Source organism: Dictyobacter aurantiacus, from assembly GCF_003967515.1.
GTDB lineage: Bacteria > Chloroflexota > Ktedonobacteria > Ktedonobacterales > Ktedonobacteraceae > Dictyobacter > Dictyobacter aurantiacus.
In genome coordinates, this window is sequence record NZ_BIFQ01000002.1 from 2393579 (window position 1) to 2411750 (window position 18172).

At 54.8% G+C, this 18172-nt stretch carries 17 protein-coding genes; 9 read left to right on the forward strand and 8 right to left on the reverse strand.

Annotated elements, in window-relative coordinates:
- Window positions 1–16 precede the first annotated feature (16 nt).
- The 3 genes from KTT_RS34465 to KTT_RS34475 all read left to right on the forward strand — a co-directional run bounded on the left by KTT_RS34465 (window position 17) and on the right by KTT_RS34475 (window position 3499).
- Entirely contained in the window at window positions 17–1606 is a 1590-nt protein-coding gene (locus KTT_RS34465) for a flavin-containing monooxygenase (RefSeq protein WP_235845954.1), read from the forward strand.
- An 81-nt stretch (window positions 1607–1687) separates the two neighbouring features.
- A complete protein-coding gene (locus KTT_RS34470) occupies window positions 1688–2497 on the forward strand; it encodes an SDR family NAD(P)-dependent oxidoreductase (RefSeq protein ID WP_126602602.1) in 810 nt (269 codons plus the stop codon).
- A 66-nt stretch (window positions 2498–2563) separates the two neighbouring features.
- Window positions 2564–3499, forward strand: coding sequence for an alpha/beta hydrolase (locus KTT_RS34475; protein ID WP_160146349.1), 936 nt, complete (start codon window positions 2564–2566; stop codon window positions 3497–3499).
- 35 nt (window positions 3500–3534) lie between these two features.
- Here the strand turns inward: KTT_RS34475 and KTT_RS34480 are convergent, their stop codons facing one another.
- The gene (locus KTT_RS34480; protein ID WP_126602606.1) at window positions 3535–4476 is read right to left on the reverse strand and encodes a TIGR01777 family oxidoreductase; all 942 of its coding nucleotides are present in this window, start codon (window positions 4474–4476) and stop codon (window positions 3535–3537) included.
- The gene (locus tag KTT_RS34485; RefSeq protein ID WP_160146350.1) at window positions 4467–5489 is read right to left on the reverse strand and encodes a YndJ family transporter; all 1023 of its coding nucleotides are present in this window, start codon (window positions 5487–5489) and stop codon (window positions 4467–4469) included. Before KTT_RS34485 ends, KTT_RS34480 begins: the two co-directional genes overlap by 10 nt.
- Window positions 5490–5670: 181 nt before the next feature.
- Here KTT_RS34485 and KTT_RS34490 point away from each other — a divergent pair, with 181 nt between their 5' ends.
- On the forward strand, window positions 5671–6396 hold the full coding sequence (locus KTT_RS34490; protein ID WP_126602610.1) for a TetR/AcrR family transcriptional regulator: 726 nt from the start codon (window positions 5671–5673) through the stop codon (window positions 6394–6396).
- 4 nt (window positions 6397–6400) lie between these two features.
- On the opposite strand, the gene KTT_RS34495 is transcribed toward KTT_RS34490, so the two are convergent.
- Window positions 6401–7072, reverse strand: a complete 672-nt coding sequence (locus KTT_RS34495; protein WP_126602612.1) for a hypothetical protein — start codon at window positions 7070–7072, stop codon at window positions 6401–6403.
- 269 nt (window positions 7073–7341) lie between these two features.
- Here KTT_RS34495 and KTT_RS34500 point away from each other — a divergent pair, with 269 nt between their 5' ends.
- Together KTT_RS34500 and KTT_RS34505 are read left to right on the forward strand one after the other, a co-directional pair.
- On the forward strand, window positions 7342–7827 hold the full coding sequence (locus tag KTT_RS34500; protein ID WP_126602614.1) for a type I-C CRISPR-associated protein Cas8c/Csd1: 486 nt from the start codon (window positions 7342–7344) through the stop codon (window positions 7825–7827).
- 5 nt (window positions 7828–7832) lie between these two features.
- On the forward strand, window positions 7833–9263 hold the full coding sequence (locus KTT_RS34505; RefSeq protein WP_126602617.1) for an alkaline phosphatase family protein: 1431 nt from the start codon (window positions 7833–7835) through the stop codon (window positions 9261–9263).
- A gap of 57 nt (window positions 9264–9320) precedes the next feature.
- Here the strand turns inward: KTT_RS34505 and KTT_RS34510 are convergent, their stop codons facing one another.
- The 4 genes from KTT_RS34510 to trhO form a co-directional block, all read right to left on the reverse strand.
- On the reverse strand, window positions 9321–10562 hold the full coding sequence (locus KTT_RS34510) for a cytochrome P450 (protein WP_126602620.1): 1242 nt from the start codon (window positions 10560–10562) through the stop codon (window positions 9321–9323).
- Between the two features lie 11 nt (window positions 10563–10573).
- The gene (locus KTT_RS34515; RefSeq protein ID WP_126602622.1) at window positions 10574–12019 is read right to left on the reverse strand and encodes an NAD(P)/FAD-dependent oxidoreductase; all 1446 of its coding nucleotides are present in this window, start codon (window positions 12017–12019) and stop codon (window positions 10574–10576) included.
- Complete coding sequence (locus tag KTT_RS34520; RefSeq protein ID WP_126602624.1) at window positions 12012–12263, reverse strand: ferredoxin; 252 nt, start codon at window positions 12261–12263, stop codon at window positions 12012–12014. Before KTT_RS34520 ends, KTT_RS34515 begins: the two co-directional genes overlap by 8 nt.
- 263 nt (window positions 12264–12526) lie before the next feature.
- Complete coding sequence (trhO, locus tag KTT_RS34525) at window positions 12527–13396, reverse strand: oxygen-dependent tRNA uridine(34) hydroxylase TrhO (RefSeq protein ID WP_160146351.1); 870 nt, start codon at window positions 13394–13396, stop codon at window positions 12527–12529.
- A 302-nt stretch (window positions 13397–13698) separates the two neighbouring features.
- Here trhO and KTT_RS34530 point away from each other — a divergent pair, with 302 nt between their 5' ends.
- The gene (locus tag KTT_RS34530) at window positions 13699–14493 is read left to right on the forward strand and encodes a CAP domain-containing protein (RefSeq protein ID WP_235845988.1); all 795 of its coding nucleotides are present in this window, start codon (window positions 13699–13701) and stop codon (window positions 14491–14493) included.
- Between the two features lie 105 nt (window positions 14494–14598).
- Window positions 14599–14790 carry a hypothetical protein gene (locus tag KTT_RS34535; RefSeq protein WP_126602630.1) on the forward strand — a complete coding sequence of 64 codons (192 nt, stop codon included), beginning with the start codon at window positions 14599–14601 and terminating at the stop codon, window positions 14788–14790.
- Between the two features lie 16 nt (window positions 14791–14806).
- Here the strand turns inward: KTT_RS34535 and KTT_RS34540 are convergent, their stop codons facing one another.
- A complete protein-coding gene (locus tag KTT_RS34540) occupies window positions 14807–16828 on the reverse strand; it encodes an APC family permease (protein WP_126602632.1) in 2022 nt (673 codons plus the stop codon).
- 301 nt (window positions 16829–17129) lie between these two features.
- Here KTT_RS34540 and KTT_RS34545 point away from each other — a divergent pair, with 301 nt between their 5' ends.
- On the forward strand, window positions 17130–18005 hold the full coding sequence (locus tag KTT_RS34545; RefSeq protein ID WP_160146352.1) for an alpha/beta hydrolase: 876 nt from the start codon (window positions 17130–17132) through the stop codon (window positions 18003–18005).
- The last annotated feature ends 167 nt before the right edge of the window (window positions 18006–18172 follow it).

Here is an 18172-nt window from a genome sequence, read left to right on the forward strand (position 1 = left end):
ATTGGAGGATACTACGATGTTTCAAGTCCGCGCGAGCAGAGATGCTCGCCCCGCATCGGTTTCCGACCGCTATCCCTTTGCCAGTTTTGGGACCCGAACAATGAATGACGACTCGGTTCCGCACACCCATATCGCGATTTTAGGTACCGGTTTTTCTGGCCTGGGTATGGCTATCCAGCTCAAGAAGCACGGCTACAACGACTTTATGATTATTGAACGGTCCGATGATATCGGGGGAACGTGGCGCGACAACACCTATCCCGGCTGTGCCTGTGATATCCCATCGCTGCTCTATTCTTTTTCCTTTGCGCCCAATCCCAACTGGACCCGGCTCTATCCTCAGCAGAAAGAGATCCAAAATTATCTGCGCCGCTGCGCGCGCCGCTTCGGTATCCTGCCGCATATTCGCTGGCAGAGCGAACTGGTGGAGGCGGTCTGGAATGAGGATGAGCAACGCTGGCACATCACGACCACGCAGGAGCATTTCACGGCTGACATCTTTATCTGCGGCAACGGACCATTGAATGAGCCCTCCCTGCCAGCAATTGCGGGGATTGAGCAATTCGAAGGCACCATTTTTCATTCATCGCAGTGGCGGCATGACTACGATCTGACCGGCAAGCGTGTGGCTGTCATTGGAACCGGCGCTTCCGCGGTCCAATTTGTGCCACAGATCCAGCCGAAGGTAGCACATATGGCGGTTTTTCAGCGTACGCCTCCCTGGATCGTGCCGCGCATGGATCATCCTTTCTCTGAGCGACAAAAGCGTCTCTTCCGCCTGCTGCCCGTGGCGCAGCGGCTGGCTCGTGCCAGGATCTACCTGCGCAATGAACTGACCGCGCTGGGACTCGTGTATCGACCCGAGGTGATGAAGAAGGGGATGGGTTTTGCGCGGGAACACCTGGCCCGGCAGGTGCCAGATCCGGTGTTGCGTGAGAAGCTGACGCCTCGCTATGCGATGGGCTGTAAGCGTATCCTGGTCTCCGATGATTTTTATCCGGCGCTGGGCAAATCGAATGTGGAACTGGTTACCGAGTCTATTCGCGAGATCAGGGCCCATAGCGTGGTGACGGCGGATGGCCGTGAGTACGAGGTGGATACCATTATCTGTGGTACCGGTTTCCACGTTACCGACGCACCTTTCCCCCAGCACGTCCGCGGCCTCCACAAGCAGACACTGGCCGAGAAGTGGAACGCCAGTCCGACCGCCTACCTGGGCACGACTATCGCAGACTTCCCTAATTTCTTTCTGCTGATCGGTCCCTACACCGGTCTGGGCCATAACTCGATGATCTACATGATCGAATCGCAGATCAACTATATCCTGGACTGCCTGCGCAAGATGGAGCGCCATCATGTCCAATCGGTAGAGGTTTTGCCGGAGGCACAGGCGGCCTTCGATGATGAGATGCAGCGGCGCATGCAGGGGACCGCCTGGACCTCCGGTTGTGCCAGCTGGTATCTGACCTCCAGTGGCCGCAACACCACCATCTGGCCCGGCTTTACCTTTGAATTTCGTTACCGCACGCGCCGCTTTGATTGGAATCATTATTCGCATGCCGCCCATCCGAGCGCCGTACCTTCCTTCTCGTCGCCGTCGTCGTAGGTGCGCCCCTCGCGGGCGCTTCCATCCTTGCCTCTCTAAGATGTAGGTTATTGTCAGCAATGATGCTAGGAGTTTGTATTTATGAAGATTCAGCCTGGAAATGTTGTCGTGATTACCGGAGCGGGCAGCGGCATCGGGCGCGCGCTGGCCCTCAATTTTGCCTCCAAGGGATGTACGCTGGCCCTGGCAGATATCAATGCTAAAGGTCTGCAGGAGACCGCTGACATGGTCTCGGTTCCCAATTCCACCCATGTGCTGGATGTGGCGGACAATGATGCGGTGCAGGATTTCGCCACCGCAGTCATCGAGCAGTATGGGAAGGTTGATATTTTAATCAATAACGCGGGCGTCGCTCTGGGTGGAACGGTTGAGCAGGTCTCGGTGGAACAGATTACGTGGTTGTTCAATATCAATTTCTGGGGCATGGTCTATGGAGTCAAGGCCTTCCTGCCGGTATTGAAGCAGCAGCCGGAGGCACATATCGTCAACCTCTCCAGCGTCTTTGGTCTCTTTGCCGTTCCGGGGCAGGCCGCCTATTGTGCCAGCAAATTTGCCGTGCGCGGCTTTACCGAAACGCTGCGCCAGGAATTGGCGCGTACCTCTATCAAGGTCAGCTGTGTCCATCCCGGCGGCATCAAGACGAATATCGCACGCAACGCCCGCTTTGAGTCTCTGTCGGAGAAAGAGCAGCAACGGGGGCGCGCCTATTTTGAACGCGTGCTCAGGATGCCGCCGGAACAGGCCGCTGACGTTATCGTGCGTGGCATCGAGCGCAACGCGCCTCGCATCCTCATCGGACGGGAAGCATATATTATGGATATTACGCAGCGGCTCTCACCCACAAGATATCCAGCTCTGATCAAGCTATTTAATCGTTTGATGCCTTCTTAATCGAGCTGTTTTGATGGCGGATAAGATATGTGGCAAATAGTATTTAGCAAGCAAGGAGGCTATAGTATGTCGAGCTGGCAGGCACAATTGATGAACCTACTGGTGAAGCAGAATGTGAAGCGACACTTTCGCCGGCCGGTGGATGTGGCGGAGTTTCGCCGGCGTCTGAACGCGCGGCAGCGCGTCACTGTTCCCACGGGCTGGCAGGTGCGCATCGTAGAGCAGCGGCCCGGTTTCTGCGACGAGTGGATCGAGCCGCTGGGGTCTCTACAAAGCTCCCGCCCTGCTCCGCTGCTGCTCTACCTGCACGGTGGCGGCTATCTCGCCTGTTCGCCGCGTAGCCACCGCTCGTTGACCGTTGCCCTGGCGGCTCAGTCTGGCATGCGCTGTCTCAGCCTGGATTATCCTCTGGCGCCCGAGCATCCTTTTCCGGCTGCCTTGGAAGCCACCATTGCCGTCTATCAACAATTTCTCGCCGATGGAGAAGCTCCTGACAGGATCGTGCTGGCCGGAGACTCGGCCGGGGGCGGATTGGCCCTGGCGACGCTGCTTAAATTGCGTGAACTGGGGGAGCCGCTGCCAGCTGGCGCGGCCCTCTTTTCTCCGCTGACCGACCTGGCGGGGACCGGCGCCTCTTTGAAGACCAATGAAAAGAGCGACGCTTTTTTCTTCGCCCGTATGATTCTTGACGCAGGTCGCTACTACCTGGATGGCAAGGTTGAGGTGACCGATCCTCTGGCCTCGCCCCTGTATGCTGACTTGAGCGGCCTGCCGCCGCTACTGGTGCATGTCAGTGACAGTGAGCTTCTGCGCGATGATAGCCTGCGACTGATCGATCGCGCGCGCCAGCATGGTGTCAGCGTCGAGAGTCAGATCTGGCGCAACCTCCCTCACGTCTGGCAGATCTTCACGCCGTTCGTGCCAGAAGCGAGAGAATCGATTGCCAGAACAGCTGCCTTCTTGCAAACCTGTGTCGCTAACGTACCGGTCGCTAATGTCTAAAGGTGTCCCCATGGGTTTTATCTAGCTTATACAACTCAAAAAGGTTCCTCAACTGGAGTGCTGCTCTGCTCTGGCAACAGATTGCGCAGTGCTTGCTCCAGCTGGGGGTACACAAATTGAAAGCTCTCCTTCAACAAACGGTCAGGCACAAGATGCTGGCTGTCTAGCATCACTGTTGCCAGTTCTCCTAACAGTGCCTGTAGAACGATCGCTGGTAGCGGGACGAGTGCTGGTCGTTTGATAATACGATGTAGCACATGAAGAAATTCTGCATTGGGCACGGACCTGGGGGTACAGAGATTGACAGGGCCGCAGAGCGTACGCTGTTCCAGCAGAAACTGGATGGCTCTGGCAACGTCCATGCGGTGAATCCAGGGAATCCATTGTCTTCCGTTGCCCACTTGCTTCCCCCACAGGCGGGCGAACTGTAAAAGCGGAGGGAAGGCCCCTGCAGTGGTATCGAGCACGAGTCCTGTTCGGATGATGCAGCGCCGGGTCGAAGCTTGAGCGGTCGATGCCTCCCACTCCTGGCATACCTCGGCACGGAAGCCCTGACCAGGGAGGCTGGTTTCTGTGAGTAGTTCCTGACCACGATCCCCATAGTAGCCCGAGGCCGAGGCCTGCACCAGCACCGCTGGCGGCCCATATCGCTCCATCGCTTGCATCACGGCCTGTCCGGCCCCCAAACGGCTCTCCAGGATACGTGTCCGATACCTTTGCGTCCAGCGCCAATGGGCCGGAGTCGCTCCCGCCAGGTTCACGATGGCACTCTCGCCAGTAATGAACTCTCCCCACCCCTGCGCAGATGTTGCATCCCAGCCAATCGTTTGCACTCCTGGCAGTTCCCGATGGGAAAACATCTGCGCCGCCCGCTCTGGATACCGGCTCAGGACGATGATCTCATATTCCTGTCGGGCCAGGTGATGAACAAGCGTACGCCCGATAAGTCCAGTGCCACCAGTAATGATTACGCGCATGCCTCACCATTCATCTTTCTTTGTTCGCTTCTGATGCGCCAGCCGAGTAGCCCGCAGAAGCCAAAGCCCAGGGCATTTTCGAGTCCATGGATTAGAATCATCTGGGGAATCGTGATGGTCCATGCTCCTGTGGCATCTCCCAGGGCATATGCCCCGGCAAACAGCATGGTGAAAAAGATGGTTGTATACGAGAGAGTCAAGAGCACCTGCGCCAACCGTGAGGTGGTTGTGGGCACCACAAAGCGCAGGCCCAGCAGCGAGATCAGGAGCAGGCTTAAGGCCAGCAGATCGGCGGGGGCAGTATCTAGAGATGGTAGATTGGCGACCTGCGCCATGGTCAGTCCTGCTGCTACTAAAAGTGGATCGATCAGGACTCCCAGCGCTGCAATGCGATAGGTTGTCCGGAAAATCTTGTGCTGTGTTATGCGGGTAGTTTGGATCATCTGGCCGGTCAGTCCTGTGATGATCAGCGCTGCCAGGGCGATGAAGTGGAAGTGGACGGCGGTAAGCAGGTCGGTATGCACGCCGAAGCCAAGAGGCTGAAGGCCCCAGCGTGCCAGCAGCATCCATGTACTACCAATTGGCAGATAGAGCCACGCCCCCGTCAGACAGAGATTCGCGAGTGACAGCAGTTGCTGGTGATGGAACTGGCAAAGCCGAACCAGTCCGATTAGCGCGAGCAATACGGTGAAGAAGAGCCATATAGCCGCGAACGCCGCGGCGAACAATCCCATAGGGAGAAAAAAAGAGGTGCCCCCCAGCAATGATGCCAGCGGCTGCATAAACAGCATCAGTGCAGCAGGCTGAGGCAAGGAACGATCCTCTTTTGGACGTAAAACAAGTGTCATCGCTAATGGGGTGATGACAAACAGCGCCAGCAGAAGAACAATCTGGAGATCGCTTAACCTCAGCCAACCGATTACGCTGGCAAGCGTAGCCATTCCCCAGGCGCATCCTCCAAAGCCGAGGCTGACGCGATTCCAACTGGCCAGATCGCGTGTATGAAAAAACATCAGTAGCTCCATCTCTTGTGGTAATCAGAGAACCAGAATGTTGCATCACGATTTCTCCGATTGAGGGTAGATTTAAAAAAAGTGAACATTGTTCACTTTTATTACTGTACCAGATGTGCTATGCTGAAGTCAAGGATACCTGCGCCCCCGTGTGCAGGCAGAAGCGTGTGAGGAGAGGAACATGGAATTGTCTGAGACGCGTGAGACGCGCCCGCTCACGCAGAAAGCGCTTGCGACGCGACAGCGCATCATGGATACGGCCTGGCATCTGTTCGCGACCAAAGGCTATGATCAGACCACGATGCGAGATATTGCGGCAGCCTCCGGGTGTTCTTTGGGGCTTACTTATCGCTACTTCGCCAGTAAAGAGGATCTGGTCCTGGAGCTCTATCGATGGTTGGTCGTCCAACTAGATGAACTCGTTCCCGTGCTCCCTGCTGCATCTATCGCCGACCGCTTTCACCGGCTTATGCACGATCTGCTGGCTATTATGGAACCACATCGGCTGACCCTGGTAGCTTTATCTGGGGCCGCCTTGAATCCCCTCTCGCGTGCTGGAGTCTTTGGCACAGAGGGATCCGAGGTTCGCCGTCGGGCGCAGGCAAGCTATCACGTCCTGGTTTCCGGATCCAGGGATGCTCCTCGCGCTGCCCAGGTTGACGATCTGGCTACCTTGCTCTATGGCGTGCAACTCGCCCTTGTGCTGTTCTGGTTACAAGACCTCAGCGCCGAGACGCACCAGACTGAGGAGCTTTTACAGTTCGTGCATGAACTGTTAGGGCGTTTACGTCCACTCTTGCGCGTTCCCTGGATAACGCAACAGCTTGCCCGCTTCGTGCAGATCGTCGGCCCGCTCCTTGGAAAGGAGAAGCTTCCCACACCGAGAGGGGAGCATGATGTTACGTAATAGCTCAATCCCGGTGCACTTCATCATGCTGCTCGGCGCGGGTAGGTTTGCCGCGCTGGACGAGGTAGTGATCGAAATCGTCCAGCGTGCGCACCCCATGGTGGAGCACCGCGTCGTAGATATCGGTGCTGGCGACCGTAACACGATAGGCGGGTAGCTGATACCAGGCATCCTTGATGCGCAGGATGAGCAGGCGCGTTTCAGCCGTTAACACCTGTTCAAGTTCATCTTGAACAGGTTCGGGACGGATGCCCGGCTCGATCCAGAATGAGATGTCCAGCTTCCATTCAGCGATCTGGTTATATTGATACATGACCATAAAGAAATAGCGTTCCCCCAGGTCTTCAATTTTAAAGTGGTCGCTCTGATGCAGATAGCGCACCTGCGTAACGTAAGGATGTGTCAGCAGGGGTTGCATGGTGGCAAAGGCCTGCTCGGCGCTCAGCCCCGGGCTGTAGACCTGCAGGTCGATATCGCGCCAGACCATCAATCCCACGGTGGTGCTGCCTGTCTGCCTGACCCGTCCCACGCGCGAGAGCAGGTCAATCACCTTCAAATCTGCCAGCACCTGCTGTGATTCCGTCTGCAATTGGCTCTGGCGCTGTAGTAGCTGCTTATCATATTGGGACAGTTCTATTTCCCCATAATCTGTGGAATGCATATCGTCTTTGGGCATTTCCTTGTTCCTATCATTTCATCTCATATGCAAGTCATTTTATCTCTTCCATGGGTATCAGGCCATTATAACAGTCTGTGCAAGAGCTATCTATTTATATGACCTGATTGCGGAAAAAGAGCAGCAACATTGAATAAATATTTTGTGGATGAGTAAGGTAGACGCTATCTTGAGCAAACCTTCAGGGTTTCTTGAGATTGGACAGGTATAGTTACGTACAGGCACGTACGTACAGGATAATTTCATAGTCTGACGGAAGAAGGAATGAGATGTCATACAATCGTGGCTATCTGCTGGGAAGGTTATTCGCACAGCTGGCGCGCCAGGGCATGCTGCAGGGAGACCCCGAGCAGGTCTATCAGACCGCATCGACCGCGCCACCGCAGGTGCTGCCAGCCGCCCTGGCGCTGGCTATCCAGCAGGGCAAGGAAGTGGATCTATATGCATTAACACAACTGCTCCCCACCGATGCGTTTAACAGTCCCTTGAATCGCCGTGAACAGGGAGCGTTCGCGCTCGGCTACCTGCATGAGCGCTCAGGTTATCCTATGCCTGGCGCGGAAGATGAGGATGATGAGCCAGATCTCACCGAGCGCTACGAATTGCGCATCGATCCACCGTTGAAGGAATGGATCAAGCGGCATGGTGGTGGACCATTCATCCGCGCCCTGCTGCGCGCTGAACGGCTAAAGCAGTCACAGGCAGCCACAGTCTCTCTGGCACAAGAAATCTCAACCGAGGAAGATAAGGGGTAATATCAATGGAAAGAAAGAGCGGGTATAGTATCTCGGCGCGCGCATGGCATCTGGGGTTGGTATACCTCATAATCGCTACCGGATTGATGGCCTGTAGCAGCGGCCAGACAGGTACGCCATCGGCCTCCAGTACGCCGACCAACAGTGTTACCAATGATATCCATAAAATCAAGCATGTCATTGTGATCATGCAGGAGAATCGTTCATTTGACTCGTACTTTGGCACCTATCCAGGGGCGGACGGAATCCCGATGAAGAACGGTGTGCCCAGCGTGTGCGTCAATGATCCAAAGACGCATCAATGCATCAAGCCATATCATGATACCCAGGATCTCAACCACGGCGGCCCCCATGGTGTGGCCAATGCGGTGGCGGACGTGAATGGAGGAAAGATGGATGGTTTTGTCGCCCAGGCCGAAAAAGGGAAGGGCAGCTGTACCAATCCTGACGATCCCGCCTGTAGCGCAGGGGGACAGACCGATGTGATGGGGTATCACACCGCCGGCGAGATCCCCAATTACTGGTCGTACGCGAAGAACTTTGTGTTGCAGGACCATATGTTTGAGCCAGATTCATCATGGAGCCTGCCCGCGCACCTGTTTATGGTTTCAGGCTGGTCAGCGTTTTGTAGCAAGCCGGGTGATCCATCCAGTTGTACGAATAACATCAAGGGACCAGTACCTTTGAAAAAGGCCAATCAATATACGGCAGACTACGCCTGGACCGATTTGACGTACCTGCTGCATAAAGCCAATGTTGGCTGGGCCTACTATGTCGCGCCGGGCACGGAGCCGGATTGTGAGGATGATGCCGCCTCCTGTCAGCAAGTCAAGCAAAGGGCAAAGACGCCGGGTATCTGGAATCCTCTGCCCGATTTTGATACCGTTAAGCAGGATGGTCAACTGCAGAACGTGCAATCGCTCAACAATTTCTATAGCGCCGCCCAGAAAGGGACGCTTCCGGCCGTCTCATGGATTACGCCAAATAGCAAAAACAGCGAACATCCGCCGGCACTGGTCAGCACCGGTCAGTCCTACGTTACCCAACTGGTCAATGCCGTTATGAACGGTCCTGATTGGGATAGTACCGCCATCTTTCTGGCCTGGGATGACTGGGGAGGCTTCTACGACCACGTCACACCACCGACGGCCGATCAAAACGGCTATGGATTGCGCGTCCCCGGGCTGGTGATCAGCGCCTACGCGCGCCAGGGATACATCGATCATCAGACCCTGAGCTTTGACGCCTACCTTAAATTTATCGAGGATGACTTCCTGAATGGATCGCGCATTGATCCAAAGACCGATGGGCGGCCTGATCCACGGCCCGATGTGCGCGAAAATGCCAGCATCCTGGGCAATCTCGTCAATGATTTTGATTTCAATCAGACGCCTCGCAAGCCGTTGATATTATCCACCAATCCAAAGACAAGCTAATAGACGAATGAACGCAGGCGAGGTCATGCGCAACCATGACCCCGCCTGTGTTACGTTCTACCGTCGCCTGGGTGTCACGCCATCGATATGAACGAGCAGATGGCGGGGTCCACGCAGGACAGCGCCGGGACGATAAAGTGGGGGATCGACGACAAGGCGCGGATTGATCAGGCGTTGGACCAGGGCGTTCAGGGCGCACTGAACCTCCAGGCGGGCCAGTGGAGCACCAAAGCAGTAGTGGATGCCGCTACCAAATCCCAGATGCTCATTGTTCTGACGATCAGGAATGAATTGCTCGGGATCAGAAAATTGCTCGGGATCGCGGTTGGCGGCGGCCAGCATCAGGTAGACCTGCGTCCCTTTCGGGATGGTCTGGCCATCGATCTGGATATCTGCGGTGGCCACGCGTTGCGAGTTGAATTGGACCGGTGGCTCAAAGCGCAACAGTTCCTCGACGAGCAGAATAACCAGTTCAGGATCGTGACGCAGGCGTGCCAGTACCTGCGGATGGCGCAGCAAGGTTAGCATCCCATTGGTGATCAGATTGACCGTGGTCTCGTGGCCGGCGATTAACAACAGTCCCGATGTACTTACCAGATCACCGCTCGTCAATCGTCCATCGGGACCATCATCAGTGGCCAGCCTGGAGAGCATATCGTCTCCAGGCTGCTGCTGGCGCGCGGCGATGAGCTTGCTCATATACTGATTCAACTCGCTCCGGGCAGCCAACGCCCTTTGGCGACCGTGCGCAGACATCTCTTGTCCTACCTCTGGATCAAGCGATTCCACCAGCGCATCCGCCCAGCCATGGAAGAACTGCTCATCTTCCGCTGGCACACCCAGCAAACGGCAAATGACGGTTACTGGGAAGGGATATGCGAAGTCATCGACGATATCGATCTGATGGTGGCCCCGAATACGATCCAGCAAGCCTTCCACGATATCCGCCAGTTCCTGGCGCATCGAATCAATCAGACCCGCCGCGTGTGGTGGACCAAACTGCCGCGTCACCATGCGCCGCAGACGATCATGATCAGGTGGATCCAGGCGGATAAACGGGATTGGAAATTTGCCGGTGGCCGCTAGCTGCGCCTGCCTGCTACCCGGCGGGAAGTTGCGCGCATCTGAGCTCAGGCGTGGATCGTGCAGTAGGGAAGTGACCAGGCGATAGCTGCTAACGACATAGCTTCCATCTGGCTCACGGACAATCGGCGTCTTGCGCATCTCCGTGTACAATGGATAAGGATTGGCTCTATTCTTATAGTCGTTAACCTGCTGGAACAAGGTTCTCTCAACCATAATGGTGCCTCTTATACTTTGTGTTCGGCTGGACTTTCGGTGACGGCCTTTTCAGGTGTCATCGGGGAGGGCTCAAGGTATGTTGCCCTGAGCTCGCCCGGTACGTGTCCAGTCAAAGCAATGGTCGGCGTTGCGCTGGGTACACCGGTACGCGGGAAATTGGCCGGCATTACATGTATAGGCGCTGGATTATCGTAGGCCGGTGCCGCCGGTGGAAAATGGGCGGCCGAGGCGATCTGCGCTTCATAATAGGGTAGCCAGCGCCCATGATCAACGCTGACTGCGGCGACGGTACGCCCGTTATGGCCATAGGCGGCCACGAAGCGATGCTGCTCAACCGAGCCCTGCATGATAGCGACATCCGTAGCAAAGGGTGGCAGGCCAACGGATTTGATATTGACACCAAACTGGCTCGACCAGAACGCAGGTATCGAGATATGGGGTCGACGATCTGCTTCATTGTTAACCATATTATGTGCCGCCACCTGGGCCTGATTGAGGGCATTGCCCCAGTGTTCAAGCGCGATCAATTGATACCCGTAGAGGGGATGGGGAAAGCGAGCCACGTCACCGGCTACGAAGATATCATCCGTCACAATGCCATTAAGATCAAAGGCACGGCAGCCAGCATCGCACGCGACCCCCAACTGTCCCGCCGCCAGTCCCGAACCGCGTAGCCACTCGGTATTACGGATCGAACCCAGAGCTACTATCGCAGTATCCACGTCTAAGGTGGTGCCATCGGAGAGCCGGGCCCGCCGCAAGCGTCTCTGAGCGTCGCCCTCAAGCGCTATGACGGTGGTATTGCAGCGTAGATCTACCCCATGCTGACGCTGTAGCTCTCCTGCTATGGAACCGATGGTGCCGCCGAGGGCGCCGATTAAGGGCGCTGCACTACGTTCGGTAACGGTGACCGTCAGACCGCGATCGCGACAGCCGGAGGCTATCTCTGAACCGGTGAAGCCCGCTCCGATTACCAGTACATGGCGTGGCTTGCTATCCAGACGCTCTTGCAGCCGTTGCGCATCATCGCAGGTGCGTACGACAAATACGCCATCCAGTGTCGCTTCCTCTTTTTTTGGCCAGGGACGGGCACGGACGCCGGTGGCGATTAACAGGCGATGAAAGTCAACAGACTGACCATCAGCCAGCTTAACCTGCCTGTTGCGTATGTCCAGACTGGTCGCGGCCACTCCCAGTTTCCATTCCACGTCATCCAGATTATGCAGGCGAGGCAAGGTAGTATGATCCGCCTTCACCCAGCCGCTGAGAACCTGTTTGGACAATGGTGGCCGATCATATGGTTCATAGGGCTCATCTCCAATGACCGTTAGCTTGCCTCCAAAGCCCTCCCTGCGTAGCGTTTCGACCGCGCGCAGACCGGCCAGGGACGCGCCCACAATCGCTATGCGGCCGTTCTTCTTGAAGTTTGCCTTGAGTTCCTCTCTGCTAACCATTCTGTCCCCCTTGCTTCTGTGACGTCGGACCGCCTGGTTGAGCAGGATGAGGAGACGTGTGCTCGAAGCGTATCGCCTGCACCGGACAGGCGGCAGCGGCTCGCTCTATCTTTATCATTTGATCATCATTGGGGGCTGGATCATACATCAAGGCTTCTTCACCGACCAGTTTGAAGGACTCCGGGGCCAGAAAGCAACATTGGGCGTATCCCTGACAGCGATTTAAATCTACAACAACACGCATCAGCTTGTGTCTCCTTCATCGTATTCTGAATAACTACTATGTAATATCGGCCTGACAATGGACCTTCGTAACGCACCGGATGAGCGCACAACGATTGTCCAATTATGTATTGGCTAGAACAGACACGATTGAGTAGACGACAAGAGTACAGCTAACCTCTTCACAAGGTCTCTCGGGAGGGCTCAATTCTTATATATTCGCTTAAGCTGCTCCTGAGAGATCTTGTTTGCCTTGAGGAGAAGACAAGGCTTTTTCGCGGGTTGTCAGGCGCGGCAGCCTTGAGGGCAGGTAAATGCGGTATAGTTCGCCAGGCAGTCTTCGCAGCAAATGAGGTGACGGTGACAGTCATCGTTGGTGCAGTTTACATAATGTTCTGATGGTTTCTGGCACACAACACAGTGCCCAACCGTTTCATGTTCCGGCGCGTCGGTGTGAAATCCCATCAGGATACGATTGTCAAAGACATACAGTTTGCCCTTGAAATGCTGGTTGGGGTATTTTTCCATATAGGTCACAATGCCATCCTGCAACTGGTAGACATCCTGTAACCCATTGTTCATTAAAAATCCCGTTGCCTTTTCACAGCGCACCCCTCCTGTGCAGACTGTGACCATAGGAGCATCCGTGAGTTTCTGAAGTTCTGGAATGACTTTGGGCAGATCGCGGAAGTTCTCCATGGCTGGTAAGATGGCGTTGTCGAAGTGACCACTTTGATGCTCGTAGTCGTTGCGCAGATCTACCAGATAGAATTTTTTTCCGCTCTCATACCATTCATGTAGTTCATCGGCCGTCAGATATTTGCCGGTTTTCTGGCTGGGATTGACGCTCCAGTGGGCGACACTGTCGCTGATAATATCTTTACGAACCTTCACCGACAGGCGCGGCATGGCATTGCCTGTGCCCTCGCTGATTTTATACGTAATTTCGCTGAAGGCCGGGTATTCTTTCATGGCCCGCATATACTGGCGGGTCGCCTCAACGGTCCCTTCCACGGTCCCGTTGATCCCTTCCGGGGCAATAATGATGCGCCCTTTCAGACCCAGCAACTGGCAGAGCGTTTTCTGCCATAGCTTGACCGCCTGAGGATCAGCAACCTCAACATATTTATAAAACAGTAGGATTTGATAGCTCATGTTCATAGTATATCCAAAAGTCACCCTCTTTGTGTGGAAAAATAGTACTAAAAAAGGCTCTGACTCTGTGTAGCGCAAAAAGCCGCACGGGCGCGGCTTTTTGCGCTACACAGAGTCAGAGCCTTTTAGACAGGTTAATTTTCATTTATTTTTATAATAAGAAAGTACCAGTTTCCTGTACAGGATTGTACATGTAGACATTCGTTACTGTATCCTTACACTATATAGCAGGCAATAGAGAGTAATAGAACAATGTCAGTCATGGTGGTTCATTATTTTTGGAAGGATCGTATTGCGTAGTGATGAGATTACATAGCTTGAAATGGATAATTGGTGCGGCTTTATTTTTAGTTCTGCTGGCTGGTTGTGGAAACCAGGCTTCATCCACCAATGCACAGGGAACAGACAATGCTGGTAGTGCAGCGCATTCCGAGAATATTGCCGGGGGCAATGCCGTTAAAGCTGGAGGCACTCCTACCCAGGTTAATGTCACGCTGTCACCAAAGCCTACTCCACGCCCTAAAGTGGCGCCACCGCAGCCGCAGGCTAAAGCAGTTGTGCCGCAGCCAACAGTTCCGGTTGTTGCATCGACCACGCCCGCAGTTCAGCCGACGCAGTCAGCGGCGCAGCCATCACAGCCAATGCAGCCAGCCGTTCAAGCTGCAGGAAATGGATCCTCTATTCCTGCAGCCGCGCAGGCCGTATTTAACTTGATCAACCAGGAGCGTGCTGGAACCGGATTGCCACCGTTGACCTGGAGTTCGCAACTGGTCCAGAGCGCCCATCAGCATAATCTGGCCATGGCGGCCGCCGATCAACTCTCACATCAACTGCCAGGCGAGGCTTATTTTGGTGATCGTGAGAAGCAGGCGGGTGTCAACTGGATTGCCGCAGCTGAGAATATTGGCTACAGCAGCTATAGTGATCCAACCAGCGCTGCAGTAGGTTTAAACCAGTCGATGTTTGCGGAGCGGCCACCTGATGATGGGCACCGTCAAAACATCCTCTCGACCAGCTGTAAAATGGTCGGCGTCGATGTAATTGTCGATAGTGTGCATAACCGCGTCTGGCTCACAGAGGATTTTGCCGCCGTTTAAATCAGGGTGAGCGCCCCTACACGCGCGTCTGCGTAGCGGACGCGCTATTTTTTGGGTTGGTGCAGCGCGCTGCACCAACCCAAAAAATAGCGGGATGTTGAAGCCTTGAAAACCAATGATGCAGCGCGTCAGCAACTGGCGCGAGCTATCAAAGAAAAAGATTACGACCTGGCCTATATTTATGCTGGGGAGACCGTAGGACTGGTGAAGCAGCAGCAGGCCGCCGCCATCGTCATTCAACAATTAGGCGATGGCGCCGAACAGCTGCTGCATGAGCGTTATCGGGCATTGTTTTGATATGCAAGACCACATCCTATAGTGATGATAGATGCACCACCAGATCTTGATCGGCGACTGATCCAGCGGGCACCAGGGATGCTTCCTGCTTGCCCAACCGAGCGGCCTGCTCCGGCGACATGATCGTATCTTTTGGATGGACCGACTGCCAGACCTCGGCGATCGCCTGCTCGCCCTGGCGTCGATAGACGAAGCGGCAATCGATGTCGCGCTCTACCGCCCGTGCGTTGACACGTCCCAATATCTCTTTGGCCTGTATATCATTGATATGGGACTCTATCAGCCGGTATGGCTCGATGTGTTCCTCGTCCTGCTGGGTGCCCAGATAGAGAAAAACGACGGGTTTGCGGCCATCTGGTGCCAGAGCTGCGTCGATGATGGCCTCGTTGGCCGGATCGTCTGGTGTCAGGACTGCCAGGACCTGGGCCGGGAAGTCTTTTTCGACGCCCGTCGTTAACACGGCGACCCGGCCCTTCTTCTTCTCGCGGCGATAGTTGAAGTAGGCAATCGCCATACCCAGGAGCGCTACCGAGCCACCGAACGCCGTCGCCAGTGGCTTTGCTACCAGATTGGTACCCCACGCCAGCAAGACGAGACAGGTGGTCAGAATACCCAACACAAAATTGGGCGTTGAACGCGTCCAGGGACCTTCAATCTCTGGCTGCTGTGATGGCACCGGCTGTCTTTTCTGTTCCGCATTATCTTCTGGCTGGATATCTTTAAGGCTCGACTGCGGAGTACTTACCTGCTGCTCATTTTCCTGCGCATCTTCTTCCATTGCCACCGCCTGTTCAAGCTCATGGGTATTATCAATCTTCGGGCGTAGCCGGGCACGAATCTTGCGTGCCCGCCAGCGCACAATATCCATGCTGAGGCAGGTCAGGGAGAAGGCGCCCAGCAGTCCAAAGGCGTACATGTCTCCCAGTATCCCGATATTGCCGTGTACCGCCAGCAAAACGGCGATCGGCACCAGCGTGGATAGTCCGATGGAAAAATGGGGCGTGCCACGCAGTCGATTGCGTTGCAGCAGCCACTGTGGAAAGAACTCCATCTTTGAAAGCGCCAGGAAGACATGGTAGGAGCCGATAATGGCGGTATTGCTGGCGAAGATCAGGAGTGCACCGGCACTGATCGCTACCTCTGTCTGCAGGACCGGACCACCCCACTTGCCAGCCAGTAACGATATGATCTGGCTGGAGAGCACATCATTAGCGGCTGCCTGAGGAAGCAGAAGGGTCGAAAGCATGGTGAGCAATGGACTGGTGAAGCCGATGGTTAAAACGACCAGGAACAACGCGCTCCGCCCAACCTTGCTGCGAGGAAGCTTCATCACCGGGGACAGCTGAGAAATACTCTCCAGCCCTGAAAATGCCAGGAACGAGCCCGCGAATCCAATCAGCAGCGTGACCGGAGTCATATGATGAGATGAGAACATCTGCGAGAAGAGGCTCAGAAACTGCGGCAAGGAAAGGTGGGTGAAGACTGTAAACAGGATTGCAACGTCGCTGAGAAAGGCTATGAGGGCCCCGACCATACTGACCTTGGCGCTCTCGCTCACACCGACCCAGTTTAAGATGCCCAGCAAGAGTAAGAACAGCAGGGTGATCCAGACTGTGATTGGAAAGCCAATGACCACATTCTGGGGTCCGAGTGCAGGCATGACCACGCTCAAGTAGAGTACACCTGACAGGCAACTGATCGCCGCCGTGAGAAAATAGTCGACCAGGATAAACATGCCTCCCAGCGCCCCAAACCAGCGATTGAGCGCGCGGGCCGCTACCGTGACCACCCCACCGCCCTGTGGAAAGCGATACGTCACCTCAACGTATTTAAAGGTCAGCAAGATAAAGACGACCATGGTCAGAAAGACAAAGAAGCCCGACAGCGCATTCACTGTTTTATAGAGAATGCCCGGAACGTAATAGATAGATGTACCGATATCGGCGAACACCACAGCCCAGCAGAGCCAGGGTCCCAACTGTCCTCGCGTTGCATCCTGTTCGCCTGAAGCATGAGAAGACGATGATTGCTGTGGCATAATCGATCGAGCTCCTTTTCATGGTAGATTTTAGACAGATAGAAATAAATATCTGAAATGGAGAAGTAGGCGCACTTTTAATCTATCTTTAGTACGGGCCAAATGTTGAGTTCGCTTCGATACCTATTGTGGAGAGTTGACAGGGTGCATGACAATATTTCTAATCAGGCAGGCCCGATCCCTAACATCTAGAGCATTAACTACCTTTGTTTGTTTGACATCTCTGGCGTATGCTAAGAGTGCTAGAAATGTCTATTCCTCATAAAGAGGGATACGAGCAATATCTGAGGAGATGTCATTTATGCAACTGTCATTACCTGGATGTCCATATGCATGCAATCTTTTGCCCGCGCTTCAATATGGAGAGGTTCCCGACGTACCTCCCTGGGAAGCCCCGCTTTGCCTGGACCTGTTGCTTCCCTCGCCCATGCCCGCACAGCCGGTACCCGCTGTTATCTATGCTCACGGAGGAGGCTGGGCCGAAGGAGAGCGGAGCAGCGGTTTATACCCCTGGCTAAATCCTTTGCTAACCGCTCATGGCTTTGTGACTGTGAGCATTACCTATCGCCTGAGCCGCTTCGCGCCGTTTCCAGCTCAGATCTACGACGCGAAAGCGGCGGTACGCTGGTTGCGCTCCCAGGCGCAAAAATACCATATCGATCCTGAGCGCATAGGTGTATGGGGGGACTCGGCAGGGGGACATCTTGGCGCGTTGCTTGGTATGACAGGAGATTGGCCTGAACTAGAAGGCAGTTGCGGTTCACCGGGGTTTTCCAGCCGTGTCCAGGCGGTAGTTGCGCGTTGTGCTCCCTACGATTTCTTACATCCAGGCGGTGAATTGATCAATGATGCGCCGTCGCCCGTAACGCAGCTCTTTGATGGCACGATCACCGAGCGCGAAGATCTCATGCGCCAGGCCAGTCCCTTTTACTATGTCGGCCCCGACGTTCCTCCCTTCCAGATTGTGCATGGCACCCTTGATGAAACTGTCCCCTTCGAGCAGGCTGAGCGCTTTACTCAGGCCCTCAATGAGGCGGGGAACAAGGTAGACTTCCATCCGCTTGAAGGCGCCTATCATAATCTGCGTCAACAACAACTATTACCCTGGTCCGATACGCCCTGGGAGGAACTGGGCGCCAGGGCGCTCTCGTTCTTCCAGAAACACCTGGATTATTAGTAGAATTCTTATAACCAATTAGTTTGTTGCGAGACTGTTATTGAGACGACCTCATAGTATTGTAATTACGATATTGAAAATGGTTGTGAAGCCTGGGGACTGTTGCTTGCTTGACATGGACAGGCTTTTTAATTATACTTCTAGAAAGTTATACGTATAACTTTCTA